Here is a 25,774-nt window from a genome sequence, read left to right on the forward strand (position 1 = left end):
TTTCCTTTAAGTTCTTAGAACAGGTCGGCGTCGAGAGCCATCAGGTTGGCGGAGCCCGAACGTGCCTGGCGAATCAAGGTTGCAGTTTCTGGTTGCAGGCGGGCGAAGTAGAAGCGCGCCGTGGCCAGCTTGGCTTTGTAGAAATTGTCGCCGCTGTCTTCTTTGGCCAGGGCGATTTTCGCCATCTGTGCGAAGAAGTAGCTGTACACCATGTGGCCGACCACGCGCAGGTAAGGTACGCATGCCGCGCCGACTTCGTCCGGGTTCTGGAAGGCTTTCATGCCGATTTCCATGGTCAGCTTGGTGACCTTGTCGCCCAGGTCGCCCAGCGGGGTGACGAATTCGCTCATCGCTTCGTCGGTGCCGTTGTCTTCCACGAAGGCTTTGATCTTCTCGCCGAACTTGCGCAGCTTGGCGCCGTTGTCGCCCAGGATCTTACGGCCCAGCAGGTCCAGCGACTGGATGGTATTGGTGCCTTCGTAGATCAGGTTGATACGGGCGTCGCGCACGTACTGCTCCATGCCCCATTCGGAGATGTAGCCGTGGCCGCCGAATACTTGCATCGCTTCCGAAGTGGCGATCCAGGCGTTGTCGGTGATGAAGGCCTTGATGACCGGGGTCAGCAGCGCGACTTCGTCGGCGGCTTCCTTGCGCACTTCTTCGTCAGGGTGGTGCAGTTCGCGGTCGATCTGCAGCGCCACGTACGAAGTGAAAGCGCGCGCGCCTTCGGCGTAGGCCTTGCCGGTCAACAGCATGCGGCGGACGTCCGGGTGGACGATGATCGGGTCAGCCGGCATTTCCGGATTTTTCACGCCCGACAGCGAACGCATCTGGATGCGGTCCTTGGCGTAGATCAGCGCGTTCTGGTAGGCGATCTCGGTCAGGCCCAGCGACTGCATGCCCACGCCCAGGCGGGCCGCGTTCATGAACACGAACATGGCGTTCAGGCCTTTGTTCGGCTGGCCGATGATCCAGCCGCGTGCGCCGTCCAGGTTCATCTGGCAGGTCGAGTTGCCGTGGATGCCCATTTTTTCTTCGATGGCGCCGCAGGTGATCGGGTTGCGTTCGCCGACCGAGCCGTCTGCCTTCGGCAGGAACTTAGGCACCAGGAACAGCGAAATGCCTTTCGAGCCTTCCGGTGCGTCCGGCACGCGGGCCAGCACCAGGTGCAGGATGTTTTCCGCCATGTCGTGCTCGCCGGCCGAGATGAAGATCTTGTTGCCGGTGATCAGCCACGAGCCGTCTTCCTGTGGCAGCGCTTTCGAGCGCAGCATGCCCAGGTCGGTGCCGCAGTGCGGTTCGGTCAGGCACATGGTGCCGGTCCATTCGCCGGAGACCAGCTTAGGCAGGTAGACTTCCTTCTGGTGGTCGGTGCCGTGTTCTTTCAGGCACTCGTAGGCGCCGTGCGACAGGCCTGGGTACATGGTCCAGGCCTGGTTGGCCGAGTTCAGCATTTCGTAGAACGAATTGTTCAGCACGACAGGCAAGCCCTGGCCGCCGTATTGCGGATCGCAGGCCAGCGCGCCCCAGCCCGCTTCAACGTACTGCTTGTACGCTTCCTTGAAGCCTTTCGGCGTGGTCACGGTGTGGGTCGCTGCGTCGTGCTTGCAGCCTTCGCGGTCGCCCGAGTGGTTCAGCGGGAACAGCACTTCGGCGGTGAATTTGCCGCCTTCTTCCAGTACCTGGTTGATGATGTCGGCATCGACTTCGGCGTAGTCCGGCAGCGACTTCAGTTCTTCTTCCACTTTCAGGAATTCGTGCAGAACGAATTGCATATCCCGGATTGGCGCGACGTATTGACCCATGATTTTCTCCTGATGACTTTTGTAATGACTACGATGTGAATGAGTGTTTTTTACGTTATTGCTGTGCCACCACCGCGGATGGCGTTTGCGGATTTCGGTAGGTTTCGATCAAGCGCTCGAAGCCGGTGCCGGCCCGGCCCAGGCTGCCCGGAATGCGCAGGAAGCGCGCATCGTGGTGCAGTGCCAGGATCAGGCCGTACATCTCGTACACCAGCTGCTGCGGATCGGTGTCTGCCTTGAGGTCGCCGCATTCGACGCATTGCTGCACACAGCGCAGCAGCGCGCCCTGCCAGGCGCCGACCATGGCCATCAGCTCTTCGCGGATCGGACCTGGACGGTCGTCATACTCCACCGCGCCGCTGATGTAGATGCAGCCCGAGGCCACTTCCACGCTGACCCGCTTGACCCAGCGCGCAAACATCGACTTGAGCCGCTGGATGCCGCGCGGCTCCTTGACGCTGGGGAAAAACACTTCCTGCTCGAAACGATGGTGGTACAGCTTCAGTACTTCCAACTGCAAATCTTCACGCGAGCCGAAGTGGGCGAACACGCCGGACTTGCTCATGTTCATCTTGTCCGCGAGCAATCCGATGGTCAGGCCTTCCAGACCATCCCGGCTGGCCAAATCCAGTGCCACATCCAGGATTGCCGCGCGTGTCAGTTCGCCTTTGCGCATAAATTTAGTTGAGGTATTAATAATATTGCATCCCAAGGTAAATTATTCATGGAGAGAAAAGAGCATTCTGCTCCACTTGAATTTACTCCGTGTGAAAAGAATTGCGAACGCTCGTACTATTATCCACCGAGGGGTAAAAGTCAAACAGTACCGTTAGAGGTGGCGTTCTATTATCGCGACGCAACAGCGCTGTTGCCGAAAGGAACAACTTTCGGCAACAGCGTGGACGATGGCAGGAGTGGGAGATGGCTGGGCGACGGTGGCCGCAGCTCAGTATTTGACCGGATAATCCTTGGGGAACTGGCGGCCCGAGTAGGCCAGCTTCTGAGTCCAGTCCTGCGCCGGCGCGGTCCAGTAGGGATCGTTCTCAGGCAGGCCCAGCGACAGGAAACCTTCGGACGCGATGTACATGCTGCCGTTGTTGGAATACCAGTCGCCCAGCTCTGGATGGTGGCCGACGAAGCCGATGGTCAGGAAGCCGTCGCGGGTGAAGTTGCTGGGCTCAGACCACACGGCCTGGTGCGCCGCGTGCAGCGCCGCCCTCACCTGCCCGGCCGGCAGGCTGGCCGGCAACTGCCTGCGCCAGGCCAGCAGGCCCAGCGGCTGGAATACGGCGGTGCGGTAGGTCAGCGAGCGGCCGATGGGCGGATAGGTGCCAGTCGGCGAAATGAAACGCTCCAGGTGCTCGCTGTAGCGCTGCATGCGCTTGACGGCCTGCGCCAGCAGCTCTTCCGAGTTGCCGCCCCAGAAAGGCGTCTTGGCCCGCGCCAGCACTTCCAGGATCTCCACCAGCATCGGGTAGATCACGTAGGAGTTGTAGTAATCGAAGTGGAAGGCGTCGCCGTCCTTGATCCAGCCGTCGCCGGCATACCATTCGTTGATCTTGCGCACCGCCAGGCTGATGCGCATCTGGTCGTATTGCTCGCCGATCGACATCAGCCAGGCTTCGTTCATGGCGGCGAACAGCAGCCAGTTGGTGTACGGCGGATCGACCCGGCGCAAGCTCTTGATCTCGGCGACGATGCGCTGTTTGGTGATGCTGTCGAGCGGCTCCCACAGCGCTTTCGGCGCCCGCATCAGGGCGTTGGTGAAATAGGCCGAGTCGACCAGCGCCTGTTCCGGGCCCTTCCACAGCAGGTAGTCCGGGTTCTTCGGATCGACCGAGTTGGCATAGCTTTGCAGCGCCAGCTGCTGCAAGCGCTTGCGGGTCTTGCCCTCTGCCGTGCCGTCTTCCGGCAGCGCCAGCCATGGCGCTGCGCCGGAGATCAGGCGGCCGAAGCATTCCAGGTAGGTCACGCCCTGGTCGCGGCCGTCCCAGGTCGGGCTGAGCTCGACCGGGAAATTCTTTTTCAGTTTACCTTGCGCCATATTCGACAGCACCGGTTCGGCCATCCGTTGCAGCAGGCCGGCCATGTAGGCGCGCTCGCCGCCGGCGGCTGGCGATCTATCGGCGGCGGCGACGGCGCCGGCGCCGGCGCCCATCAAACCGGTGGCGGCCGAGCTGGCCAGCACCGCCTGCATGAAATTACGACGTTCCATCTTGTCCCCTTATTGTTGATCGAGTAAGCGTACCAGTTCCGCCGACGCCAGCAGGAAGGCGCCGACGCCGAAATCCGCGGTGGAATCCTGGTCCACCACCTGCCCCGGTATCGCGCGGTCGCCGATGGGCTGGACATAACCGACGCGCCCGTCCGGCTGCAAGGCCACCTTGCTCAGGTAGTGCCAGCTCTTGCGCACCACCGGCAGGAATTCGTCGCGCGCCAGCAGGCCGTGGTTGATGCCCCACAGGTAGCCGTAGGTGAAAAAGGCGGTGCCGCTGGTTTCCGGCCCCGGCGCGTGCTGCGGATCAAGCAGGCTGCGGGTCCAGTAGCCTTCCGGTTGCTGGGCGCGCTTGAGCGCCTGCGCCATGTCCTGGAAGCGGGCCACGTATTGCGCGCGGTGCGGATCGTCGGCCGGCAGTTCGTCCAGCACCCGCGCCAGCGCGGCGAACACCCAGCCGTCGCCGCGCGACCAGAAGTCCTTCTTGCCGTTGACGCTGGCGTGCGCCGGATAGACGTACTTGGCGTCGCGGTAGTACAGCTGCTCGGCCGGGTCGTACATGATGCTGTTGGCGTACTCGAAGTACTGGTGCAGCTTGTCCAGGTAGCGGCGGTCGCCGGTGGCCTTGTACAGCTTGGTCATCACCGGCATCACCATGTACAGGCCGTCGGACCACCACCAGTAATCGCTGCGCGGCGTGCTCATCTCGTATTCCATCACCTCGCGGGCGCGGGCGATCTTGCGCGGGTCGCGGTCCAGCTGGTACAGGTCGGCATAGGTCTGGAAGCAGATCTGCCAGTCGCCGAACAGCACGTGCTCGTCGGTTTCGCCATAGCTCAGCTGCCAGCGGCTCTTGTCTGTCGAGCGCGCGCCCATCCACTGGTTGTGCGCGGCCCAGGTCTCGGCATAGCGTCGGTAGTCCTCGTTATGCGTGACCTGGTAGGCCGCCATATTCCCCGTCTGATAGGCCGCCACATGCCAGAACGCCCATTGCTGCGCCGGCGTGCTGCGCTGCCAGTGGCCATTGACCTGCTCGATGATGGCGACCACTTCCGCCCGGCTGCCGCCGATGGCCGCGCCGTCGCCTGGCCGGGTGGCGCAGCCGCCCACGGCAAAAGCCAGCAGCAGAAAAAATCCTTGCGTGTATTTTTTGAAATTCATGGGACCGTTTGAAAAAAGGGCCGAAGGCGCAGGCGGGCCGCCTTCGGCATAAACACCCGGGAACCATGAAGGGGACCCGGTCTGGAGTGCTCTGTCAATCGCATCAAGGCTTCCACTGCCACACTTGCACCGGCGACGACGCGCCGGCGGACGCGCCCTCGCCGTCCAGCTGCCGCACGTCCTGCACGAACAGGTGCAGCTCGCCGCGACGTTTCCACAGTTCGGTATCGAACGACGGTTCCCATGCGCCCACCGGGGAGTCGCCCAGGTCGCGCACGGTCCAGCGCGGCCGGTGCAGATCGGCGATGGTCGCCACCGAGACCTTGTTGCCGCGCTCGGCGTCGCGGAACACCAGCAAGGCGCGGCGGCCGTTGCGACTACTGTCCACCATGATCTGCGGCCGCGACACCGGTATCGCCTTGGTGCCCAGGCCGCTGAGCGAAAACGGCGTGCGGCGGAAATCCAGGTCCAGCTGCCGCCATGCGCCGCCGTCCCGGTACAGCAGGTGGTACTGCGGCACCGCCGAACCTGCCGCGCGCCAGTAGCTGGCGATCACCGGCTGGCCGTCGGCGCCGGCCGCCATCGAAGTCTGATTGATCAGCTCGCTGTTCTGCGGAATGCGCGCCGCGTACTCCGCGCTGTCGGCCGTGATCGGCAAGGCATAGCGCTCACCGCTGCTGCGCTCCCACGTCAGGCCGCCGTCGCGCGAACGGGCGTAGGCCATGTCGTGGTTGCTGGCCACGTCCGGCGATTCGCGCCACACCCACGACAGGTGGACAACGCCGGCGCGGTCGACAAACGCCTGCCAGTAGGCGCTGCGCTGCCCTTCCCCGCCGATCAGATTGCTGTGCAGCCGGCTCCAGCTGGCGCTCGCCACGTCGTAGCGGTTCATCACCAGGTTGCCGTGGCCGGAGCCGCCGTCGCGGTAGAGGAACAGCAGGCCGCCGTCCGGACAGCGGAAGAACTCGGGATAGCTGGCCGACTCCTCGTCGCGCCCCAGCATCGCCGTTTCCGGCCCCAGCTCCAGCCCGCCGGGCTGCGTGCCGCGCGCATAGCGCAGGCGCTGGTTGTGCACGTCCCACGCCAGGTGCAGAGTGTGAGCGCCGTCGACCATGATGCTGATGCTGTTGTGCGCATCGGCCGCGTTGCCGCGATACTGCGTGCGGTGCAGGGTCCAGCGCGTGCTGCCCAGCTTGCGTTTGCCCAGCACCACGGCCGCATCCCGGTCGTAGAAGGCGATGTACTGCGTATCGCCGTCCGACACCAGCGAGTTCTTGCGAAACACCACGGCGTTGACCGAATTGTTGGCCCAGCCCGGCGCGACGTCGACCACGCGCGCGGGACCGGCAACACCGGCCCGCGCTGCGCAGGCCACGCAGGCCAGCAGCAGTAGCAGATGCTTAGAACTTGCCACGCAGCCCAACCTTGACGGTGCGGCCGTCGTACTTGGCGTAGTCCATGCGCGTCTTCTTGCCGCTGCCGTACTGGCCGCTGGCATCCTCGAAGTAGTCATAGGCCAGCGTGTTGGACAGGTTCATGGCGTCGAGGCGCAACTCCAGCTGCTCGCTGAGCTTGTAGCTGACGTTGGCGTCCAGGTAGCCACGTCCCGCGTGCCAACGGATCAGGTCGTCACCCAGGTTGCGCGGATTGTCCGGATGCAGCGAACGGCCCTTGTAGTTGTACGACATGCGCAGCGCCAGCGGTCCCCGTTCATAGTAGGCGGTGGTGCTGTAGGCATACTTGGGCACCGAGTTGACCGCGATCTCCTGGCCGGCGTTGGTGACCCACTTGGCGCTGTTGAACGGATCGATGTGGGTGTAGCTGGCCAGCGCGCCCAGGCCCTTGAACGGTTCCGGCAGGAAGGTGAACGCCTGCTGGTAGGACAGCTCGTAACCCTTGAGCGTCTGCTCGCCGGCGTTGGTGTAGCTGCGCAGGGTCATCGGCAGGCTCGGATCGACGCGGCCGTTGGCATCCTGGAAAATCGCGCCCAGCGCCGTGTCCGGCAAGCCCAGCGCGCCGAAGGTGGTGTTGGTGGTGTTGGCCACGGTGGCGTCGGTCAGCTTCTTCTTGAACACGGCGGCCGACAGCAGGCTGCCCGGCTGGAAGTACCACTCCAGGCTGGTGTCCAGGTTCTTCGACTGCTGCGGCTTCAGGCTGGCGTTGCCGGCGGTGGCCGAGTTGTCGAACGGGTTGGGGATGACGGTCTGCGCCGCGATGATCGACAGCGAAGCCCGGCTCACGGTCTTGCCCCACGAGGCGCGCCACATCAGACTGTCCGTCAAGTCCAGCGCCGCGCTGAAGGCCGGCAGCACATTGCTGTAGGTGCCCTGCTCATGGTTGGGAGCATAGACCAGGCTGGCGCCCTGCTGCTTGAAGTTGTCGATACCGGTTTCGGTGCGCGAGTAGCGCACGCCGGCGTTGAAGCGCAGCTCGTGGCCGCCGACCATGCCCTTGAAGTCGGACTGGATGAAACCGGTCGAGACTTTCTCCGTCGCACCAAAGCTCTGCGCCGGCGTGAAGGTCGCTTCCGAGTTGTAGGCCAGCGGATCGAAGGTCGAGAAGGTAGAGGCGCGGGTGAACGTGCCCCAGGCGTGCGGCCAGCCGGCGCCCATGTCCAGGTTGTCGATCGGCAGCGTGGTGGTCATCAGGCCGCGCATGCCGGCGTTGCCCAGTCCGTTGAGCTTGGCGGTGGCGGCGCTGGTGCCGTTGCGCTTGGCGATGCCCTTGGTGGTTTCCACATACACCAGGCCGGTCTTCAGGTGGCCGGTCCAGTCGCCGGGCAGGTCGTAGTCCCAGTCCGCCACCAGCCGGCCCTGCTTGCCCTTGTCGGTTTCGCGGGTCCAGGTGGTGCCGACGCCGAAGCCCTGGTAGTTGTTCAGGTCGGTGTAGCTGGCGGTGGACGACAGCGACGGGTAGACGTGGTCGGAACCGTAGCCGATGGTGGAGTCGACGCCGAAGATCTGGCCCGACAGCGTGTCCTGGTAGCTGACCGCGTTGCTGTTGTTGCCGCTCAGCTGGCCGGTCAGCACCAGCTTGTCGCTGGCGGTCCAGCGGCCGTTCAGCGCCGCATAGCCGAACTTGGTTTCATCCTCGCTGTAGGTGACGCCGCTGCTGTACGAGGTGTTGCCGAAAGTGCCGGTCAGCAGATTCGAGGCCGGATCGATCTGCACGTTCAGCGGCACCAGGCCGCTGTGGCCGGTCTGGCCGGCCGGCGCGGCGCGGTTGGTGGTCTTGCTGTTGCGGATCAGCAGGCCCATGTACATCTCGTCGCGGCTGTTGCTCAGCTTGGAACCCAGCACGTCCAGGCTCAGGTTCAGGTCGGCGGTCTTGTATTGCAGCGACGACACCAGGCCGTCGCGGGTGCGCTCGTTGGCCGAGCCGTAGAAGCGGTAGATGCGCGGCAGCAGCGCATTGTCGATCTGGCTGCGGCTGTAGCCGCCGAGGTTGGCGCGCGGGTCGTCGTAGTCGAGCTGCATCGCGAAGTTGCCCTTGACCGGGCTCTGGCTGCCCCGCGCCGAGCTGTTGTAGCCGCCGGTCGCCTCGAAGCCCGAGCGGTTGTTGGTGCTGGACGAATGCGACACGCCGGCCAAGAAGCCCCAGTGGCCCCAGGTGTTGGAAAACAGCGCGAAGCCCATCGGGTCGGCATGCTTGGACATGGTGTTGTACGACTCGGTCAGCGCATAGCGGATGGTGCGCTTGGGATTGTCGAACGGACGCGGGGTTTGCAGGTCGACCACCCCGCCCAGGCCGCCTTCGCTCAGCTCGGCCAGCGGCGACTTGTAGAAATCGACCCGGCCAAACAGTTCCGACGCGAACACGTCGTAGTTGAAGCCGCGCGCCGCGCTGCCGATGGTGCTGGTGGAGGTGGTGTTGACCGGCGCGCCGTTCAACGTGGTCACCGAGTACTCGGTCGGCAGGCCGCGGATCGAGATGCGCTGGCCTTCGCCCGAGCTTTCGTCGCGGTTGAGGATGATGCCGGGCACCCGTTGCAGCGATTCGGCGATATTCGCCTCGGGGAATTTGCCGATGTCCTCGGCCACGATGGAATCGCGCACGCCGATCGCCTGCTGTTTCAGGTTCAAGGCTTTTTGCAGGCTGGAGCGGAAGCCGGTCACCACCACCGTGGTCGGCTCGGCCGCGCCCTCCGCCGGCGCGGCGGGTGCGGCAGGTGCGGCCGGTGCGGCCGAGGCCGCCGTATCCTGCGCGGCGGCGTCCGCCCCGTAGGCAGCCGCCAGCGCCAGCGGCAGCAGAGAAGCGAGTAGTTTTTTACGCATTATTTCCCCCGTTGTTGTATGCAACAATCTAAAGTTCACTGTGTAGTTTTTTCACGCCGCGCCGGTGTCTCCCTAAAAGCGCGTCGCGCTGCTGCCTGATTTTTTGGCAAATCGCATATGGTCACGTTACCACCCATCGGACTCATCGTACAACTTAATTTTTCCGCAAAGACTGGCAAATATGTTGATTTGCTGCCGAATGTGGTATCGTGACCACATGGCAAAAGCAAGCAAACTCAGTGAAGTCGCGAAAATCGCCGGGGTCTCGCCGATCACCGCCTCGCGCGCAATCCGGGGCAACGGCTACGTGTCCGAGGCGGCGCGCACGCGCGTGCTGGCGGCGGCCGCACAGCTGAACTACACGCCCGACATGCTGGCGCGCCGCATGCGCGGCGACAAAAGCAAATTGATCGGCGTGTTCGTCAACCACTACGGCTCGCTGGTGCTGCATGAGATCACCAAGGCCATCAGCGACGAAGCGCGGCGCCAGGGTTACGACATCCTGCTGTTCAACGCCGAGCGCTTCGACCTGCCCAGCCGCACAGAAACCTGCGCCATGCTGAGCCAGCTGTGCGCCGGCCTGGTGCTGCTGCTGCCGAACGCGGCCGACGGCTACCTCGACGTGGTCGAGCGCCAGCCCCTGCCCTGCGTGTTCGTCGGCTTCGAGGCTCGTCCGATGAACTTGCCGGTGGTGGTGGTGGAAAACCGCATCGGCGCCCGCACCGCGGTCGAGCACCTGCTGTCGCTGGGACACCGCCGCATCGCCTTCATCGGCGGCACGGCCGGCACCGGCCAGGGCGCCGAACGCCTCAAGGGCTACAACGACGCGCTGCTGGCGGCCGGCGTGACGCCCGATCCGGCGCTGGCGGTGGACGGCAACTTCTCGCAGACGGGCGGCTATGCCGCCGCGGAACAATTGCTGTCGCTGGCCGAGCCGCCGACGGCGATCTTCGCCGCCAACGACGAGACCGGATTCGGCGCCATCGACGCCATCCACAGCCGCGGCCTCAAGGTGCCTGACGATATCTCGGTGATCGGCTTCGACGATATCTCGACCTCCAGCTTCGTCCACCCGCCGCTGACCACGATGCGCCAGCCCAACGCCGACATGGCGACGCGCGCCGTCGGCGAACTGCTGGCGCTGATAGAGGGTGGCGACAAGCAGGCCAAACGCATCGGCTTCCCGATGGACCTGGTGTTGCGCAGCTCCACCGGGCCGCTGCGCCGGCCGGGCTGATGGACAGCGACGGCGCCGTGGTCAGCACGCGCGTCGGCGGCAAACGCGCCGCCTTGGGCCTCGCCTCGGCCGGCCTGCTGGCGGTGCTGTTCTGGCTGTTGGTCGGCGACCTGGCGATCTCGATCCGCGAACGGGCCGCGCTGCCCAGCGGGCTGGAGCTGCTGCGCCGCAACGGCGCCTCCGACACCACCACCTCGCTGCTGATGTCGACCGTGCCCGCGCTGCTGAGCGTGCTGCTGGTACCCTTGCTCGGCTACCATTCGGACCGCCTGCGCAGCCGCTGGGGCCGGCGCCGGCCGTTCCTGCTGGTGGTGGCGCCGGTCGGCTGCGCCGCCATGCTGGGCCTGGCCTGCTCGCCGGCGCTAGGCGCGCTGGCCGATGCCGCGCTGGGCACGCTGTCGCCGGGACGCCGGCTGTGCAACCTGGCCGCCTTCAGCCTGTTCTGGACCATCTTCGAATGCGCCGGCATCAGCGCCGTGTCGCTGTTCACCGGCCTGGTCAACGACGTCGTGCCGCAGGGGCTGCTGGGCCGCTTCTACGCCGCCTTCCGCATCGTCGGGCTGGGCGTCGGCATCGCCTTCAACACCTGGGTGTTCGCGCTGACCGACCAGTACCTGGCCGAGATCCTGGTCGCCATCGGCCTGGTGTTCGGCCTGGCGCTGCTGCTGGTGTGCCTGATGGTTGACGAGCCGGCCTGCGGCGCCGATCACGACGGCCAGCGCGCCGGCGGCTGGCGCGCGCTGGCCGTGCCGCGCGCCCACGTGCTGGCCTGCTTTGCCCATCGCCCCTTCCTGTGGGCGGTGGCGGCCTTCATGCTGGCCAGCGTCACCTTCAGTCCGTTCAACACGTTTTACCAGTACTACGCCCACCTGTCCGGCATTCCAAAGGCGACGCTGGGCACGCTGACAGCCTATGGCTACGCCGTCTCCATCGCGTCCGCCTTCGGCATCGGCTGGCTGGTCGACCACTACGGCGCGCTGCGCGTGTCGAGCCGCATCATGGCGCTGTACTGCTGCGCCGCCGCGCTTGGCTACCTGAGCTTGGGCAACGCGGCCTGCTTCCCGTGGTTCTATCTGGCGCATGTGGTGGTGTCCGGCGCCTGGTTCACGGCGGCGGCGTCGATGCCGATGGCGCTGTTCCCCAAGGCCCGGTTCGTGCAGTACAACTCGAGCAAGGATTTGATGGTCGTGCTGGGCAATATCGTGGTCAGCGGCGTGCAAGGGCCGGTGCTCGACCTGTCCGGCCACGACTACCGGCTGACCTTGCTCAGCGGCGCGGTGTTCGCGCTGTTGTGCGTGCTGTGCCTGGCGCGCCTGCAGGCGCGGCCGGCGCCGGCGGACGGCTAGTCGTAATCGCTGGCCTTGCCCAGTTGACGGCGGTCGCGCTTGGTCGGCCGCCCTTTGAAATCCGCGCTCGGTTCGCGGAACATCTTGCGCTGCTCGGCCACGGTGGCGCGGCGCGCGACGCTGGCGTCGGTCTCTTCGTACAGGTTGCGGGCGATCGGCGCGGCCGCCCGCACGTCGGACAGGTTCATCACATCGACCTCCCAGCGGTCGGAGCCGTTGTCGATGTCCAGGGTGTCGCCGATGCGCAGCGCGCGCGCCGGCTTGACCTTGTCGCCGCCAAGCTTGACCTTGCCGCTGTCGACCGCCTCGGTGGCCAGCGAGCGGGTTTTGAAGAAGCGCGCGGCCCACAGCCATTTATCCAGTCTGACACTATCGCTCAAGCGTATTTCCCCACTGCGAAAATCCGCATCGCCAGCTTGTACGCGAAAAACGCGATCTCGTAGCCGACGCGGCGGAAGCGGCCGACGTGCTCGAAGTCGGCGTAGTTGACCACCACGCCGTCGGCGATGGCGGCCTCGATGTGCTGGCGCAGGTTGTGCGCGAAGACCGCATCCTTGATCACCACATTCGCTTCCTGGTTTAAGAACAGGCTCAAGCCGTCCACATTGCTCGAGCCTACGGTGGCCCAGTCGTCGTCGATCACCGCCACCTTGGCGTGCAACTGGGTCTTGTGATATTCCACCACTTTGACGCCGGCCGCAAGCAGCTTGGGGTAGAAGGAATGCGCGACCGCATCCTGCAGCCAGATTTCGCCGACGCCGATCAGCAACGTCACCTCGACGCCGCGCTGGGCGGCCGCCGCCAGCGCATGGCGGAACCTGGCGCCCGGCGCGAAATACGGATTAGCCAGCAGCACGCTCTTGCGCGCGCGCCCCAGCGCCTGCATGTAGGCGCGCTGTATCGTCCTGCGGTTGCGCAGATTGTCGCGCACCACGAAGCCGGCCTGCACCATGTTCTCGCGGGCGGCCTTGTTCACCTTGCGCATGTCGCGGTACAGGCCGATCCGCTTGATGATGCCCAGCTTGCCAAGGCGGCGCCACTGGGTCAGCGCCTCCAGCTGGATGGCAGCCACCAGCGGCCCGCGCACCTGCACCGCGAAATCCCAGCGCGGCGCCGACAGGCTAATCGCGTGGTTGTAATCGCAGTACATATCGTCGTTGATGTTGATGCCGCCGACAAAGGCGAGCTCGCGGTCGACCACGCAGATCTTGCGGTGGGTGCGGGTGACGCCGCGCTTGAACCAGGGATTGAACACGCGGTGCTCAACGCCGGCCTCGACCAGCTTCGCATGCATGCTGTTGACCTGGCGGCGGCCGGTGCCCCACCAGTCGGTGATCATGCGCACCTGCACGCCGCGCCGCGCGGCGCCGCTCAACGCCGCCAGCACCGCGCTGCCGGTGTCGTCGCCGGCAAAGATATAGGTTTCGAAATACACCTCGTAGCGGGCGGCGTCGATCGCGGCTATCAGCGCCGGAAAGAAATCGGTGCCCGTGTGGAGCAAGGTGACTTCATTGTCGGCGATAAAATTTACTGAGCGCATAGCTGGATTCTACCCTTGAGTTCCGAAATAAGGCGCTTCCATGGAAACGAGTCTATAATAAATTGCAACCCGCATGGAGCACGATGGATGCTGACCCGTAGTCTAATGACGTTGCTGGCGATGTGCTGGGCCCCGGCTATAGCCGCCGAGCTCGATGGCGACTGCCCCAAGGTGGTGCTGTCCGCCGATCCCGACTATCCGCCGCTGCACTGGTACGACGGCAATCAATTGCGCGGTCCCAGCATCGAGCTCGCCACCCGCATCCTGGCCGACCTGAAGATCCCCTATGAAGTGCGGTATGTCGGCCCGTGGAAGCGGGTGCTGGCCTATGCCTCGATCGGCAAGATCGATCTGGTGGCGACCCTGAAAATCCAGCCGGAGCGCGAACGCTACCTGGACTTTGTGCGCACGCCGGCGTTTCCCAATCCGGTGGCGGTGTTTGTTCCGCGCCAGCGCGCCTTTATCTTCAATACCTGGCAAGACCTGGCCAGCCACAAGGGCGGCATCGCGCTGGGCAATACCTTCGGCCAGGAGTTCTCGCAATTTGCCGCCGCCAATCTGCGGCTGGAGGAATCGGGCACGGCGGACAGCAATTTCCGCAAGCTGGGCCTGGGCCGCATCGACTATTTCGTGAGCGGCCTGTTCACCGGCGAGGCCTGGCTGGCGCGTCATGGCCGCAACGCGCAAATCGTGGCGATGCGCCCTTTCCTGGCGGAAGACAAGAACTATTTCGCCTTCTCCAAGTACAGCCCGTGCACCCGTTATCTGGACGCGTTCGAAGCGCGGCTCAAGGAGCTGGTGGCCAACAAGACCAACATCGCCATGCTGAACGCCAGCCTGCAAGGCCTGGACGTCAAGCTCGACAGCGCGACGCTGGGCCGCAAATAGTTCAGGCCAGCGTCAGGCTGGCGACGATGGGCGCGTGGTCGGACAGCTTGGCCCACAGGCTGCCGTGCATCACCTCCGCCGCCTCGACCTTGAAGCCGCGCACATAGATGCGGTCCAGCCGGAAGAACGGCAACGCCGCCGGAAAGGTGCGCGCCGGGTTGCTGCTGGACTTGCGGCGCAGCGTGCGCACGATCTCGTCAAGCGCGGAGTTGGAGCCGATCTGGTCGAAGGCCTCGACCACGCCGAGCGCATTGCGCAGTTCGCTGCCGAGGGTGTTGCGCCAGTCGTTGAAATCGCCGGCGATGATGACCGGCTCGCCGTCCGGCGCGGACGCGCGCACGGCCGAGATCAGCGCCTGGGTCTGGCGGCGGCGGCCCGCCTCGAACAGGCCCAGGTGCACCACATAGCAATGCACCGTGCCCTGCGGCGTCTCCAGCACGCAGTGCAGGATGCCGCGCTGTTCGTAGGCGTGGTCGGAGACGTCGTGGTTGGCCTGGTTGGCGATCGGGAAAGCGCTCAGCAGCGCGTTGCCGTGGTGGCCATGGTCGTAGATCGCGTTCATGCCGTAGGCGGCGTGGGCGTGGCGCGACTCGCCGGCGAAATACTCGTGCTGCGCGGCGGCGGGCCAGTGCTTGTGGCCGAAGTGTTCGGCGCCGTACTTGGCGGCGTTCAGGTCGTGCTTGCCCTGTACCTCTTGCAAAAAAACCACATCGGCGTCGAACAGGCCGATCGCCTGCTTGAGCGCCAGCACCCGCGGCTCGCTGCGGATGGCGGATACGCCCTTGTGGATGTTGTAGGTTGCGACTCGGATTTTCATATGACCATTCTAACCCTGAGTCCGCGATCGCGGCGTACGCCGCCACACATACCGGCAGCGATTAGCGCATCTGTTGCGGCAGCTGCTTAGGTAGCTGAAGAACGGCTTCGGCGTTGGAGGACGAGAAGCATTTGTCGGCCGCCTCCAGATACGGCAGCCAGACGTGGTTCAGGTGCTCGCGCGGGGCCAGCTTGATGGCGATGTCGCGCGGCACTTCGACGCTGAAGACGTGCTCGGTATTTTCCGTCACGCCGGGCGCGTAGCGGTGGCGCCACACCGGATAGATCGTGTAGACGTTGGACAGCTGCCAGTCGCGCAGCACGATGCGTTCACCGTCGGCGACGATGCCGGTTTCCTCGAACAGTTCGCGGCGCGCGGTGTCCAGCAGCGGCTCGTCGAGCGCGTCCAGCGAGCCGGTCACCGATTGCCAGTAACCGGGCCGGTCGGCGCGTTCGATCAGCAGCACTTGCAGGTCGGCCGTGTGGATCACCACCAGCACCGACTCGGGAATCTTGTAAGGCTTCATAGTTCGGATAAAAGAAAAGGCGCCGAAGCGCCCTTTCCATTGCAATTAGCTGGCTACTTTAGGCTCAGCCGCGCGCAGACGGATATGCAGTTCTTTCAACTGCTTCTCGTCCACTTCCGACGGCGCCTGGGTCAGCAGGCACTGGGCGCGCTGGGTTTTCGGGAAGGCGATCACGTCGCGGATCGAATCGGACTTGGTCATCAGGGTCACGATACGGTCCAGGCCGAATGCCAGGCCACCATGCGGCGGCGCGCCGTATTGCAGCGCGTCCAGCAGGAAGCCGAACTTCAGGCGCGCTTCGTCGGCGTCGATCTTCAACGCGCGGAACACTTTCGACTGTACTTCCTCGCGGTGGATACGGATCGAACCGCCACCCAGTTCCCAGCCGTTCAGCACCATGTCGTAGGCCTTGGCGATGCAGGCGCCCGGATTGGTTTCCAGCCAGTCTTCATGGCCGTCTTTCGGCGCGGTGAACGGATGGTGGGTCGCGGTCCAGCGGTCGGCTTCTTCGTCGTATTCGAACATCGGGAAGTCGATCACCCACAGCGGCGCCCAGACGTCGTCGAACAGGCCGGCTTTCTTGCCGAATTCCGAATGGCCGATCTTGACGCGCAGCGCGCCGATCGCATCGTTGACCACCTTGGCTTTATCCGCACCGAAGAAGATCAGGTCGCCGTCTTCGGCGCCGGTCAGTTCCAGCACCTTGGCCAGCGCGGCGTCGTGCAGGTTCTTGACGATAGGCGATTGCAGACCGTCGCGGCCCTTGGCCTTTTCGTTGACCTTGATGTAAGCCAGGCCGCGCGCGCCGTAGATGGCGACGAACTGGGTGTAGGCGTCGATTTCCGAACGTGGCATGTCGCCGCCCTTCGGTACGCGCAGGCCCACAACACGGCCGTTAGGCATGTTGGCGGCGCCGGAGAAGACCTTGAAGTCGACGTCCTTCATCACTTCGGTCAAGTCGGTGAACGACAGCTTGACGCGCATGTCCGGCTTGTCCGAACCGTATTTGCCCATCGCTTCGGCGAAGTCCATCACCGGGAACGGGTTAGGCAGCTCGACGTTCATGGTGTTGCGGAACACCTTGCGGATCATGTCTTCGAACAGGTCGCGGATTTCCTGTTCGGTCAGGAACGAGGTTTCGCAGTCGATCTGGGTGAATTCAGGCTGGCGGTCGGCGCGCAGGTCTTCGTCGCGGAAGCACTTGGTGATCTGGTAGTAACGGTCGAAGTTGGCCACCATCAGCAGCTGCTTGAACAGCTGCGGCGATTGCGGCAGCGCGAAGAAGTTGCCGGCGTTGACTCGCGACGGCACCAGGTAGTCGCGCGCGCCTTCCGGGGTCGACTTGGTCAGCATCGGGGTTTCGATGTCGATGAAGCCCAGCTCGTCGAGGTACTTGCGCACTTCCATCGTGACCTTGTAGCGCAGGCGCAGGTTGTTCTGCATCTGTGGACGACGCAGGTCCAGCACGCGGTGGGTCAGGCGGGTGGTTTCCGACAGGTTGTCGTCGTCCAGCTGGAATGGAACGGCCACGGAGGCGTTCAGCACTTCCAGTTGCGAGCAGACCACTTCGATCTTGCCCGACGCCAGGTTGGCGTTGACGGTGCCGGCCAGACGGTCCTTGACCACGCCGGTAACGCGCAGGCAGAACTCGTTACGCACGGCTTCGGCCGCCTTGAATACTTCAGCCTGCTCCGGATTGCACACGATCTGCACCAGGCCTTCGCGGTCGCGCAGGTCGATGAAGATCACGCCACCGTGGTCGCGGCGACGATGTACCCAGCCGCACAGGCTGACAGTTTGGCCAAGCAGCGCTTCAGTGGTGAGGCCGCAGTAGTGAGTACGCATTGAGGACATGTTTATTTCTCGGTTCAGGTTAAGTTACTCAGTTTATTCGGATGCAATTAATTTATTTGCCGGCGATTTCGATGGCCTTGGGCGCGTCTTCCGGCGCCACCACGCCCATCGAAACGATGTACTTCAGCGCCGCATCGACGGACATGTCGAGCTCGACCACGTCCTTGCGCGCCATCATCAGGAAAAAGCCCGACGTCGGATTCGGCGTGGTCGGAATGTAGACGCTGACATAGTCGCCCACCAGGTGGTTCTTGACGTCGCCGCCGGGGGTGCCGGTCAGGAAGGCGATGGTCCACGAGTTCTGGTGCGGATACGGGATCAGCACCGCCTTGCGGAAGGCATTACCGGACGACGAAAACAGCGTGTCGGACACCTGCTTGACGCTGGAATACAGCGAACTGACGACCGGAATGCGGGTCAGCAGTTTTTCCCACAGCTTGACCACGTAGTTGCCGACCAGGTTGTTGGTCAGCAGGCCGGTCAGGAACACGATCAGGACCGTCAGCAGCGTGCCCAGGCCGGGAATATCGAAGCCGATCAGGGTACGCGGCTGCCAGCGTTCCGGCACAAACAGCAGGGACTGGTCCATGGTGCTGATGACCAGGTTCAGCACCCAGGCGGTAATCGCCAGGGGCACCAGGATCAGCAAGCCGGTAATGAAATATTTACGCATCGATTACTCTTAGGGTGGGTGTGCTTCAGTCCGACTTCGTGCCGGAGGCGGGCGCGGCAGGCGCGGCCGCCGGCGTCTCCGTCGGAGCAGGCGCGGCCGGACCGGTCGCGGTGCCGGTCGCAGGCGGCGTGCCGCCACGGAAATCGGTCACATACCAGCCGGAACCCTTCAACTGGAAGCCGGCAGCGGTCAATTGTTTCTTAAACGTTTCTTTGCCACAGGACAGGCAAACAGTCAGCTGCGGGTCAGACATCTTCTGCAAGACATCCTTGGCAAAACCACAAGCCTCGCAGCGGTAAGCGTAGATCGGCATCCATTACTCCGCAAAAATCATCAAAACCCTGAATTATAAAGCTTTTTCCAGGCCGCTTGCCGGTTTCCTGTGGCCCGGGGCGGTCCAGGGGCGCCAGCCGCCGATTTCCGCGTTGTGCGGCCGCTCGCACATACAGCCCAGCAGGAACTCCTTATAACGGTGATACCAACCCAAAGGAGCTCAACATGATCAAGAAACTATTGCTTGCAGCCGCCATCGCGGCCTCCGCCGGTACCGTGACGCTGCCGGCGTCCGCAGCCGTCATCGTCGTACAAACCGCCCCGCCGGCGCCGCGCGATGAAGTGGCGCCGCCGCCCCGCCACGGCTACGTCTGGGCGCCGGGCTACTGGGACTGGAAACACAATCGTCACCTGTGGGTCAAAGGCCACTGGGAGCGCGAACGCCGCGGCTATGTCTATCACCAGCCGGTCTGGGCCGAACGCAACGGCCACTGGGAAATGACGCGCGGCAGCTGGGCGCGCGGCGACGCCGACCATGACGGCATCCCGAACGGCGTCGACAACCATCCCAACAATCCCCGCCGCAATTAAGGCAGCCACCCGTCTGCGCTAGCGGCGGCGCCAGACCATCCAGCGTTCCTTCCCCACGAACACGGGGATGGAATCGCTGACGGCGTCGTCGGCGATGCACTCGAAGTCCGCCTGCAGCAAGGCTTCCAGCTCGGCGCGCGTGATGCCGAACGGCGGCCCCTTGCGCGCATCGTCGAAGAAGAAGTAGCCGGCCAACAGCGTGCCCGGCGCCAGCAAGGCCGCCCAGCGGGCCGCCACCTGCGGCCGCATTGCGCGCGGCAAGGCGCACAGGAAAGCGCGCTCGTAAATCAGCTGCAAGGGCCGCTCCGGCCGCCAGGCGAAGAAATCTGCCTCGACCACGCGCGCCGCGTGCGCTCCGACCGCCGCCTTGCCCGCCGCCACCGCAGCCGGCGAAAAATCGATGGCCACCGCATCCCAGCCCGCATCGGCCAGGAAGGCCAGCTCGTAGGCCGAGCCGCAGCCCGGTATCAGCGTCGTCAGCGGTGCGCTGGCGGCGGCGAAGTCGCGCAGGGCCTGCGGCACGCCGCCCCGGTCCCAGGGCGTGAACTGGCGCTCGAAGCGCTCGTCCCAGAACGCCGGCGACATCGGGTCGCGCTGTGCAAAGTCCACCATGGTCAGATGAATTGATGCCAGCGCAGGTACAGCTGGTAGCCGGCCACACCGATGCCAAAGGCGCCGGCAAAATAAATCACAAAGCTCAGCAAGCGGTTGGTGCGCTGCTGTTCGTGGATCAGCACTTTGATCAGCTCGGTGTTATCGGACGGCTTCTCGCCCTGCTGCTCGAGCGCGCGGTGCAGCAAGCGCGGCAGTTGCGGCAGGATGTGCGTGTAGCGCGGCGCTTCCGCCTTCAGGCGCTGCCACATGCCCTGCCAGCCGACCTGCTCGGCCATCCAGTTTTCCAGGTAGGGCTTGGCGGTCTTCCACAGGTCCAGGTCGGGATCGAGCTGGCGGCCCAGGCCTTCGATATTGAGCAGCGTCTTTTGCAGCAGCACCAGCTGCGGCTGCACTTCGACGTTGAAGCGGCGCGAAGTCTGGAACAGGCGCAGCAGGATCTGGCCGAAGGAAATGTCCTTCAGCGGCCGGTCGAAGATCGGCTCGCAACAGGCGCGCACGGCGGACTCCAGCTCGTCGACCCGGGTTTCCTTGGGCGCCCAGCCGGACTCGATGTGGGCCTCGGCCACGCGCTTGTAGTCGCGCCGGAAGAAGGCCAGGAAGTTCTGCGACAGGTAATCCTTGTCGAAGTCGTTCAGGGTGCCGACGATGCCGAAGTCGAGCGCGATATAGCGGCCGAAGGTCTGCGGGTCGATCGACACCAGGATGTTCCCCGGATGCATATCGGCATGGAAGAAGCCGTCGCGGAACACCTGGGTGAAGAAGATTTCGACGCCGTCGCTGGACAGTTTTTTCAAGTCGACGCCGGCCGCTTCCAGGCGGTCGATCTGCGACACCGGGATGCCGTGCATGCGCTCCATCACGATCACGCTGTTGGAGCAGTAATCCCAGTGCATCTCCGGCACCAGCAGCAGCTTGGAATCAGCGAAGTTGCGGCGCAGCTGGCTGGCGTTGGCCGCCTCGCGCATCAGGTCCAGCTCGTCGTGCAGGTATTTATCGAACTCGGCGACCACTTCCTTCGGCTTCAAACGCTTGCTGTCGGCCCAGATGCGGCCTATCCATTCGGCCGCGATGTGCATCAGCGCCACGTCCTCGTCGATGGACTTCTTCATGCCCGGGCGCAGCACCTTGACCGCCACCTGCTTGCCGTCCTTGAGCGTGGCGAAGTGCACCTGCGCGATCGAGGCCGACGCCACCGGCGTGCGCTCGAAGCTGGCGAACAGCTGGTCGGGATGGGCGCCCAGCGACTTGCGGATCTGCGCGATGGCCAGGTCGGAATCGAAGGGCGGCACGCGGTCCTGCAGGTGCGACAGTTCCTCGACCAGGTCGGCCGGAATCAGGTCGCGCCGGGTCGACAGCACCTGGCCGAACTTGACGAAGATCGGCCCCAGGTCCTCCAGCGCCATGCGCAGGCGCACGCCGCGCGGCGCCGACAGGTCGCGCCAGAAGAACACGGTGTCGATCAGCTTGGCGATGCGCGGTTTCTTCAGGCCGGAGATGGCGATTTCGTCGAGGCCGTATTGCACCGATACCCGCAGAATCTTCAGCAGGCGTAAAAATTTCAACATCATTTGGGATCCAGTTTCTGTTCCAGTTTGGCCAGGCGCTTGGCGGCGCGCTCAACGTCGTCGCGCAGGCGCACCACGTCGGCCGAGAAGGCTTCCACCGTTTGCGGGCGGATCAGCACAGGTTTTTCGTCGAGCAGGAATTCGGCGACGTTTTCGGCCAGCTTCTGGTGGCCGTTCCTGACCGCTTCAAAGACCGACCTGGCGCCGGACACCATGCGCACGGCGGCGATCGGGCCCACCACTTTTTCCAGGTCGTGCTCGGCTTCCCAGCGCAGCGACTTGCTCAGGTTGGAGATGGCGTTGGCGAATTCGGCGTCGCCCTCGATCTGCACATAGGAAAACGCCCGTTCGCGGTTCTGCGCAATCAGCGGCAGGTCGGACAGCTTGACGCGGATGGTGACGCGGGCCGGCTCTTCGGGCGGGGCCGCTTCCAGCATGCCGTCGGCCGTCACGCGCAGGCGCAGCACGACGGCGCCGGTGTCGATGGCGGCGATCTTGCCGGCGTGGCGCTGCAATTCCTTGCGCGCCCACGGCTCCTGCGCCAGCAAGTGATTGATGGCGGCGCTGGCCGGCGCCGCGGCGGAGAAATTCGGTGGTGTCATTCGCTAACCATGAAAACAAAAACCGCAAAGCAAAACCGCCCGGAAATACGGGCGGTCTTGATCTTACCAGCTTGCCGGGCTTTACCCCTAAACCTCAGCTCCGCCGCCGGGGGCATCTCGCACTGCGAGATGCGGGCACCGCCCTCCCCGGACCCCGTACGGGGTCAGACCCCTATCCGGCCCTGCGGGGTTTTACGCGAGCTGTTGAATGCCAGCCAGCAGCCAGCCAGACGCACCGGAAACCGGCTTGGACAGGTTCCAGACCTCGTTGAACGGCTCGGCCAGCGCATCCGGCGCGGGCTTGATGGTGCCGGTGAACTTGACGCTGGCCAAGTAGTCGCTGTCGCTGGTTTCGATGCCCAGCAGCTCGGCGTCGATGGTGACGACGTCGGTGTAGTCCTTTTGCGCGCCGCGCTCGCTGATCTGCATCTTCAGCTCGGCAAACACCTCAGGGGTGGTGAATTCGCGGATATCGGCCGAATCGCCCTTGTCCCAGGCCGCCTGCAGGCGGATGAAGTTGCTCTTGGCCACGCGCAGGAAGGCTGGCGCGTCGAAGTCGGCCGGCACGCCCCACGGCGTGTGGGCGACCGGCGCGGCGGCCTGCTGGAACGGCTCAGGCTGCAAGCGCGAACCGATCTCCGGCGTGCCGCCGGATGGCGGCATCGCATACACATTGTTGCCACCGTTATTGCCACCAAATGCGGCCGGTGCTGGTTGCGAACGGCCGCGGATCAGGCGAATGACGAAGAACACCACGCCGGCCAGCAGCGCCAGCATGATCAGCGAGCCGAACATGCCGCCCATGGCGCCACCCAGGCCAAAGTGCGAGAACAGTGCGCCGATACCCAGGCCCAACAGCGCGCCGCCCAGGATGCCTTTCCATGGGCTGGCCGGCTTCGGTGGCATCGCGGCCGGTGGAGCGACCGGTGCAGGTGCCGCCTGGCGCGGCGCTGCCGGCGCCGGCGCGGCGGCCGGCGGCATGCGGTTGACGCTTTGCGATTGACGTCCGATCGAACGGCCGCCGCCCATCGGACGGGCCAGCGCCTCGCCCAGCATCGACAGTGCGGAAGCGGCCAATACGGCGCCGATCAGGATTTTCTTGATGTTCATGCTACTCCTATGACTACAGTTTGATACCGGTGTGTAAAGCGGCCACACCTGCCGTCAGGTTGTAATACGTCACGCGTTCCAGGCCGGCCTCTTCCATCATGGTCTTCAGCGTTTCCTGGTCCGGGTGCATGCGGATCGACTCGGCCAGGTAGCGATAGCTTTCGGCGTCGTTGGCGATCTTCTGGCCCATCCAAGGCAGGATCTTGAACGAATAGAAATCGTAAGGTTTCTGCAGCGGCTCGGCCACTTTCGAGAATTCCAGCACCAGCAGCTTGCCGCCCGGCTTGAGCACGCGGCGCATTTCCGCCAGCGCCTGGTCCTTGTGGGTCATGTTGCGCAGGCCGAAGGCAACGCTGACGCGGTCGAAATAATTGTCCGGGAACGGCAGTTTTTCCGCGTCACACAGCAAGGTGGGGGTCAACAGGCCGCGATTCAAGAGGCGGTCGCGGCCGACGCGCAGCATCGACTCGTTGATGTCGGTGAGCCAGACCTCGCCAGTCGGGCCCGCTTGCTTGGCGAACACCTTGGCCAGGTCGCCGGTGCCGCCGGCGATGTCCAAGCACTTGAAACCGGGGCGCACGGCGGCGTTGGCGATGGTGAAGGTCTTCCACAGGCGGTGCAGGCCGGCCGACATGACGTCGTTCATGATGTCGTACTTGGCGGCGACAGAATGGAAAACCTTGGCGACTTCGCGGACTTTGTCGTCTTCCGCGACGGTTTTGTAACCGAAGTGTGTGGTATTGGTCATGTTGGGCAGGCCTGTTAGTTTGCCTGCATTATACAAGACCCTACTGCGCATTCAGGTGGCGCCACTCCAGTCCCAGCGCGGTGCGCGGGCGAAAACCCTTCCACGGGGCTGGATCGGGCTTGATGGTGCCGTCCGCCCCCAGCGGCGGCAAGTCCAGATACGGCTGCAAGGGCTGCTGCTTGAGGTGGATGCCGAGGAAGGCCGTGACGAAATGCTGGTTGATGTTGTTGATGCGGCGGCTGTCCCACACCGGCTCGGAATAGGACATGAAGTCGTCGAAATTGGCCAGCATGGCCGGCGACGGCGGATTCGGCGCGGAGTTGTGGCGGCCGCCGACGTAGGTCAGCAGGTAGCGGTCGGCGTGGATGGCGCCCTGGAACAGGCGCAGCACGCCGTCCTGGTAGCCGGCCACGTCGTCCTGGTCGCCGCTGACGAACAGCGTCGGCGTGCGCACGCCGGCCAGGCCGGCCGGCTCCCACACCTGGTGCGCGCCACCCCACGGCGCGAACGCCACCACGGCCTTGATGCGCGGATCGCGCCGCGCTTCATATTGCGCATTGCCCTGCTGGTTGACCGCCAGCTTGCCGCCGGGAACATAAGCCACCGCCACCGGGCTGACGCCGGCGCCGACGGTGTTGAGTGCGCCGTAGCTGCCCATCGAATAGCCGACCAGGGCGGTGTTGTCGGCGTCGACCAGGCCGGACAGGAAATGACCGCTGCCCGGCTTGCCCCAGGCGGCCACGGTTTGCAGCACGAACAGATCGTCCTGCGCGCGGTTCAGCAGCGTGCTGGCGAAGCCGGCCTTGTCGGCGCGGGTCGATTCGGGATGATCGATCGCCACTACGACGTAGCCCTTGGAGGCGAGGTTCTCGGTCAGGTAGCTCATCTGCAGGCGCGAGCCGGGATAGCCGTGCGAGACGATCACCAGCGGATAGCCGCCGGCCGGCGCGGTCGCTGCCGGAGCCTGCGGCGTTGCATCGCGCGCGGCGCGGCCGTTGAATGTGAACGGCGTGTTGGGACGGGCCGGATCGTTCGGGCCGGAGCCCAGCACATCGGTATAAACCGTATGTTCTTTTTGGCCGGGCTGGAGCTGGGCCGGATACCACACTTCCAGCGTCAGTCTGCGGCTGTAGCGCGGGTTGGGCGTGGCGTCGCTGTAGCGCAGGATATCGAGCTGGTCCGCGTGCTCGGCCACCAGCGTGCGTACGCCGACCGGCAACGGTCCACGCGCCGCCAGCTCAGGCGCATCGGGCCGCGCGTCGCCGAAATATTCCTGAGCGCTTACAGGCGCGGCGATCAAGGCAGCCACCAGCACCATCCATCCACAAACACCCTTCATGCCAACTCCCATCAAGCGAAACCGCCAACTATCCCACGGCGCTGTGACAGCTTGATGAAATGACGGCGCGTTCGTTTGATATAGGCGAAACCGCCGTTAGCCGGACCGGCTAATCTGGCCGAAGCCACCAGAGGTTCCACCATGCTGCCCACCATCTATCTCGACACCTCCGTTATTTTCCACCTGACTGATCCGCCAAATCCCACCAACGCCAAGAAATTCCGGCTTCTGCGAGTCCTGATCAATGCGCAGCGGCTGCATCTTCCTGAACTGGTAACGCCCTTTGAACTGATGGAGAATCGCTATGAAAATATATGACGTAGAAATTCCTCCGGACCTGGAAATTCCTGAGTTGGACGATAAATCCCGTGCTGAGATCGATGAGCTGCATGATGAGATCGCACGCGACAGAGCCGAACGCAAACGGCTGGCAGAGATGTCACCGTACAAGGATTTGGAAAAAACCTGGCAACGGCCCTCGGTACAACAATTCGCTGAACCAGAGCCATCAATCGACGTTGAAGCGCTACGCCAGCTACCTCTGCATGTGCGCGCGATCTTCGCCTACGTGTTGCGTGAACACGTCACGCGCTGA

25 protein-coding genes are annotated in these 25,774 nt (G+C 64.3%); 6 read left to right on the top strand and 19 right to left on the bottom strand.

All coding sequences use genetic code 11. From position 1 onward, the window contains the following. Positions 1 to 14: 14 nt before the first annotated feature. The 6 genes from RUGAMON1_RS26635 to RUGAMON1_RS26660 form a co-directional block, all read right to left on the bottom strand. On the bottom strand, positions 15 to 1,805 hold the full coding sequence (locus tag RUGAMON1_RS26635) for an acyl-CoA dehydrogenase C-terminal domain-containing protein (protein WP_116992709.1): 1,791 nt from the start codon (positions 1,803 to 1,805) through the stop codon (positions 15 to 17). Positions 1,806 to 1,860: 55 nt separating this feature from the next. After that, a complete protein-coding gene (locus RUGAMON1_RS26640; protein WP_445233365.1) occupies positions 1,861 to 2,481 on the bottom strand; it encodes a TetR/AcrR family transcriptional regulator in 621 nt (206 codons plus the stop codon). Positions 2,482 to 2,751: 270 nt separating this feature from the next. Continuing rightward, complete coding sequence (locus RUGAMON1_RS26645; protein ID WP_445233366.1) at positions 2,752 to 4,020, bottom strand: DUF2264 domain-containing protein; 1,269 nt, start codon at positions 4,018 to 4,020, stop codon at positions 2,752 to 2,754. A gap of 9 nt (positions 4,021 to 4,029) precedes the next feature. Further along, entirely contained in the window at positions 4,030 to 5,181 is a 1,152-nt protein-coding gene (locus RUGAMON1_RS26650; protein WP_445233367.1) for a glycoside hydrolase family 88/105 protein, read from the bottom strand. Between the two features lie 103 nt (positions 5,182 to 5,284). Continuing rightward, positions 5,285 to 6,595: a BNR repeat-containing protein gene (locus RUGAMON1_RS26655; protein WP_445233368.1), complete on the bottom strand. Its 1,311-nt coding sequence runs from the start codon at positions 6,593 to 6,595 to the stop codon at positions 5,285 to 5,287. Then, a complete protein-coding gene (locus RUGAMON1_RS26660) occupies positions 6,582 to 9,455 on the bottom strand; it encodes a TonB-dependent receptor (RefSeq protein WP_445233369.1) in 2,874 nt (957 codons plus the stop codon). The genes RUGAMON1_RS26655 and RUGAMON1_RS26660 overlap by 14 nt, the downstream gene beginning before the upstream one ends. 217 nt (positions 9,456 to 9,672) lie before the next feature. Here RUGAMON1_RS26660 and RUGAMON1_RS26665 point away from each other — a divergent pair, with 217 nt between their 5' ends. Continuing rightward, complete coding sequence (locus tag RUGAMON1_RS26665) at positions 9,673 to 10,692, top strand: LacI family DNA-binding transcriptional regulator (RefSeq protein WP_445233370.1); 1,020 nt, start codon at positions 9,673 to 9,675, stop codon at positions 10,690 to 10,692. Continuing rightward, positions 10,692 to 12,038, top strand: a complete 1,347-nt coding sequence (locus RUGAMON1_RS26670) for an MFS transporter (protein ID WP_445233371.1) — start codon at positions 10,692 to 10,694, stop codon at positions 12,036 to 12,038. The genes RUGAMON1_RS26665 and RUGAMON1_RS26670 overlap by 1 nt, the downstream gene beginning before the upstream one ends. On the opposite strand, the gene RUGAMON1_RS26675 is transcribed toward RUGAMON1_RS26670, so the two are convergent. Then, a complete protein-coding gene (locus RUGAMON1_RS26675; RefSeq protein WP_445233372.1) occupies positions 12,035 to 12,418 on the bottom strand; it encodes an Hsp15 family ribosome-associated heat shock protein in 384 nt (127 codons plus the stop codon). The genes RUGAMON1_RS26670 and RUGAMON1_RS26675 overlap by 4 nt on opposite strands. Continuing rightward, on the bottom strand, positions 12,415 to 13,578 hold the full coding sequence (gene clsB / locus RUGAMON1_RS26680; protein WP_445233373.1) for a cardiolipin synthase ClsB: 1,164 nt from the start codon (positions 13,576 to 13,578) through the stop codon (positions 12,415 to 12,417). The genes RUGAMON1_RS26675 and clsB overlap by 4 nt, the downstream gene beginning before the upstream one ends. Positions 13,579 to 13,665: 87 nt before the next feature. On the opposite strand from clsB, the gene RUGAMON1_RS26685 reads away from it, so the two are divergent. Beyond that, positions 13,666 to 14,466, top strand: coding sequence for a substrate-binding periplasmic protein (locus RUGAMON1_RS26685; protein WP_445233374.1), 801 nt, complete (start codon positions 13,666 to 13,668; stop codon positions 14,464 to 14,466). Position 14,467: 1 nt separating this feature from the next. Here the strand turns inward: RUGAMON1_RS26685 and RUGAMON1_RS26690 are convergent, their stop codons facing one another. The 5 genes from RUGAMON1_RS26690 to RUGAMON1_RS26710 form a co-directional block, all read right to left on the bottom strand. Next, positions 14,468 to 15,283, bottom strand: a complete 816-nt coding sequence (locus tag RUGAMON1_RS26690; protein ID WP_445233375.1) for an endonuclease/exonuclease/phosphatase family protein — start codon at positions 15,281 to 15,283, stop codon at positions 14,468 to 14,470. Positions 15,284 to 15,344: 61 nt separating this feature from the next. Beyond that, complete coding sequence (gene nudB, locus RUGAMON1_RS26695) at positions 15,345 to 15,809, bottom strand: dihydroneopterin triphosphate diphosphatase (RefSeq protein ID WP_445233376.1); 465 nt, start codon at positions 15,807 to 15,809, stop codon at positions 15,345 to 15,347. A 45-nt stretch (positions 15,810 to 15,854) separates the two neighbouring features. After that, entirely contained in the window at positions 15,855 to 17,654 is a 1,800-nt protein-coding gene (aspS, locus tag RUGAMON1_RS26700) for an aspartate--tRNA ligase (protein WP_445233471.1), read from the bottom strand. Between the two features lie 61 nt (positions 17,655 to 17,715). After that, entirely contained in the window at positions 17,716 to 18,336 is a 621-nt protein-coding gene (locus RUGAMON1_RS26705) for a DUF502 domain-containing protein (protein ID WP_445233377.1), read from the bottom strand. Between the two features lie 25 nt (positions 18,337 to 18,361). Beyond that, entirely contained in the window at positions 18,362 to 18,649 is a 288-nt protein-coding gene (locus RUGAMON1_RS26710) for an FmdB family zinc ribbon protein (RefSeq protein WP_332853337.1), read from the bottom strand. Positions 18,650 to 18,834: 185 nt separating this feature from the next. On the opposite strand from RUGAMON1_RS26710, the gene RUGAMON1_RS26715 reads away from it, so the two are divergent. Beyond that, a complete protein-coding gene (locus tag RUGAMON1_RS26715) occupies positions 18,835 to 19,200 on the top strand; it encodes a YXWGXW repeat-containing protein (protein ID WP_445233378.1) in 366 nt (121 codons plus the stop codon). Positions 19,201 to 19,218: 18 nt separating this feature from the next. Here the strand turns inward: RUGAMON1_RS26715 and RUGAMON1_RS26720 are convergent, their stop codons facing one another. The 6 genes from RUGAMON1_RS26720 to RUGAMON1_RS26745 form a co-directional block, all read right to left on the bottom strand. Further along, positions 19,219 to 19,812 carry a methyltransferase domain-containing protein gene (locus RUGAMON1_RS26720; protein WP_445233379.1) on the bottom strand — a complete coding sequence of 198 codons (594 nt, stop codon included), beginning with the start codon at positions 19,810 to 19,812 and terminating at the stop codon, positions 19,219 to 19,221. A 2-nt stretch (positions 19,813 to 19,814) separates the two neighbouring features. After that, complete coding sequence (gene ubiB, locus RUGAMON1_RS26725) at positions 19,815 to 21,383, bottom strand: ubiquinone biosynthesis regulatory protein kinase UbiB (protein ID WP_445233380.1); 1,569 nt, start codon at positions 21,381 to 21,383, stop codon at positions 19,815 to 19,817. Then, the gene (locus RUGAMON1_RS26730) at positions 21,380 to 21,982 is read right to left on the bottom strand and encodes a ubiquinone biosynthesis accessory factor UbiJ (RefSeq protein WP_332853332.1); all 603 of its coding nucleotides are present in this window, start codon (positions 21,980 to 21,982) and stop codon (positions 21,380 to 21,382) included. The genes ubiB and RUGAMON1_RS26730 overlap by 4 nt, the downstream gene beginning before the upstream one ends. Before the next feature lie 192 nt (positions 21,983 to 22,174). Beyond that, complete coding sequence (locus tag RUGAMON1_RS26735; RefSeq protein WP_445233381.1) at positions 22,175 to 23,092, bottom strand: Tim44 domain-containing protein; 918 nt, start codon at positions 23,090 to 23,092, stop codon at positions 22,175 to 22,177. 13 nt (positions 23,093 to 23,105) lie between these two features. Further along, positions 23,106 to 23,840: a bifunctional demethylmenaquinone methyltransferase/2-methoxy-6-polyprenyl-1,4-benzoquinol methylase UbiE gene (ubiE, locus tag RUGAMON1_RS26740; RefSeq protein WP_116992725.1), complete on the bottom strand. Its 735-nt coding sequence runs from the start codon at positions 23,838 to 23,840 to the stop codon at positions 23,106 to 23,108. A 40-nt stretch (positions 23,841 to 23,880) separates the two neighbouring features. After that, complete coding sequence (locus RUGAMON1_RS26745; RefSeq protein ID WP_445233382.1) at positions 23,881 to 25,179, bottom strand: alpha/beta hydrolase family protein; 1,299 nt, start codon at positions 25,177 to 25,179, stop codon at positions 23,881 to 23,883. A gap of 141 nt (positions 25,180 to 25,320) precedes the next feature. Here RUGAMON1_RS26745 and RUGAMON1_RS26750 point away from each other — a divergent pair, with 141 nt between their 5' ends. Next, positions 25,321 to 25,497, top strand: a complete 177-nt coding sequence (locus RUGAMON1_RS26750) for a hypothetical protein (RefSeq protein ID WP_445233383.1) — start codon at positions 25,321 to 25,323, stop codon at positions 25,495 to 25,497. Then, positions 25,484 to 25,774, top strand: a complete 291-nt coding sequence (locus RUGAMON1_RS26755; RefSeq protein ID WP_445233384.1) for a hypothetical protein — start codon at positions 25,484 to 25,486, stop codon at positions 25,772 to 25,774. Before RUGAMON1_RS26750 ends, RUGAMON1_RS26755 begins: the two co-directional genes overlap by 14 nt.

Origin of the sequence: Duganella rhizosphaerae, from assembly GCF_040364205.1 — a bacterium.
Classification (GTDB): Bacteria; Pseudomonadota; Gammaproteobacteria; order Burkholderiales; family Burkholderiaceae_D; genus Rugamonas; species Rugamonas rhizosphaerae.

Excerpts from the sequence above, each read along its gene's own strand:
- RUGAMON1_RS26635 (WP_116992709.1), bottom strand. The coding sequence starts at position 1,805 with ATGGGTCAATACGTCGCGCCAATCCGGGATATGCAATTCGTTCTGCAC.
- RUGAMON1_RS26640 (WP_445233365.1), bottom strand. The coding sequence starts at position 2,481 with ATGCGCAAAGGCGAACTGACACGCGCGGCAATCCTGGATGTGGCACTG.
- RUGAMON1_RS26645 (WP_445233366.1), bottom strand. The coding sequence starts at position 4,020 with ATGGAACGTCGTAATTTCATGCAGGCGGTGCTGGCCAGCTCGGCCGCC.
- RUGAMON1_RS26650 (WP_445233367.1), bottom strand. The coding sequence starts at position 5,181 with ATGAATTTCAAAAAATACACGCAAGGATTTTTTCTGCTGCTGGCTTTT.
- RUGAMON1_RS26660 (WP_445233369.1), bottom strand. The coding sequence starts at position 9,455 with ATGCGTAAAAAACTACTCGCTTCTCTGCTGCCGCTGGCGCTGGCGGCT.
- RUGAMON1_RS26665 (WP_445233370.1), top strand. The coding sequence starts at position 9,673 with ATGGCAAAAGCAAGCAAACTCAGTGAAGTCGCGAAAATCGCCGGGGTC.
- RUGAMON1_RS26670 (WP_445233371.1), top strand. The coding sequence starts at position 10,692 with ATGGACAGCGACGGCGCCGTGGTCAGCACGCGCGTCGGCGGCAAACGC.
- clsB (WP_445233373.1), bottom strand. The coding sequence starts at position 13,578 with ATGCGCTCAGTAAATTTTATCGCCGACAATGAAGTCACCTTGCTCCAC.
- RUGAMON1_RS26685 (WP_445233374.1), top strand. The coding sequence starts at position 13,666 with ATGCTGACCCGTAGTCTAATGACGTTGCTGGCGATGTGCTGGGCCCCG.
- RUGAMON1_RS26690 (WP_445233375.1), bottom strand. The coding sequence starts at position 15,283 with ATGAAAATCCGAGTCGCAACCTACAACATCCACAAGGGCGTATCCGCC.
- nudB (WP_445233376.1), bottom strand. The coding sequence starts at position 15,809 with ATGAAGCCTTACAAGATTCCCGAGTCGGTGCTGGTGGTGATCCACACG.
- aspS (WP_445233471.1), bottom strand. The coding sequence starts at position 17,654 with ATGCGTACTCACTACTGCGGCCTCACCACTGAAGCGCTGCTTGGCCAA.
- RUGAMON1_RS26705 (WP_445233377.1), bottom strand. The coding sequence starts at position 18,336 with ATGCGTAAATATTTCATTACCGGCTTGCTGATCCTGGTGCCCCTGGCG.
- RUGAMON1_RS26710 (WP_332853337.1), bottom strand. The coding sequence starts at position 18,649 with ATGCCGATCTACGCTTACCGCTGCGAGGCTTGTGGTTTTGCCAAGGAT.
- RUGAMON1_RS26715 (WP_445233378.1), top strand. The coding sequence starts at position 18,835 with ATGATCAAGAAACTATTGCTTGCAGCCGCCATCGCGGCCTCCGCCGGT.
- RUGAMON1_RS26720 (WP_445233379.1), bottom strand. The coding sequence starts at position 19,812 with ATGGTGGACTTTGCACAGCGCGACCCGATGTCGCCGGCGTTCTGGGAC.
- ubiB (WP_445233380.1), bottom strand. The coding sequence starts at position 21,383 with ATGATGTTGAAATTTTTACGCCTGCTGAAGATTCTGCGGGTATCGGTG.
- RUGAMON1_RS26730 (WP_332853332.1), bottom strand. The coding sequence starts at position 21,982 with ATGACACCACCGAATTTCTCCGCCGCGGCGCCGGCCAGCGCCGCCATC.
- RUGAMON1_RS26735 (WP_445233381.1), bottom strand. The coding sequence starts at position 23,092 with ATGAACATCAAGAAAATCCTGATCGGCGCCGTATTGGCCGCTTCCGCA.
- ubiE (WP_116992725.1), bottom strand. The coding sequence starts at position 23,840 with ATGACCAATACCACACACTTCGGTTACAAAACCGTCGCGGAAGACGAC.
- RUGAMON1_RS26745 (WP_445233382.1), bottom strand. The coding sequence starts at position 25,179 with ATGAAGGGTGTTTGTGGATGGATGGTGCTGGTGGCTGCCTTGATCGCC.
- RUGAMON1_RS26750 (WP_445233383.1), top strand. The coding sequence starts at position 25,321 with ATGCTGCCCACCATCTATCTCGACACCTCCGTTATTTTCCACCTGACT.
- RUGAMON1_RS26755 (WP_445233384.1), top strand. The coding sequence starts at position 25,484 with ATGAAAATATATGACGTAGAAATTCCTCCGGACCTGGAAATTCCTGAG.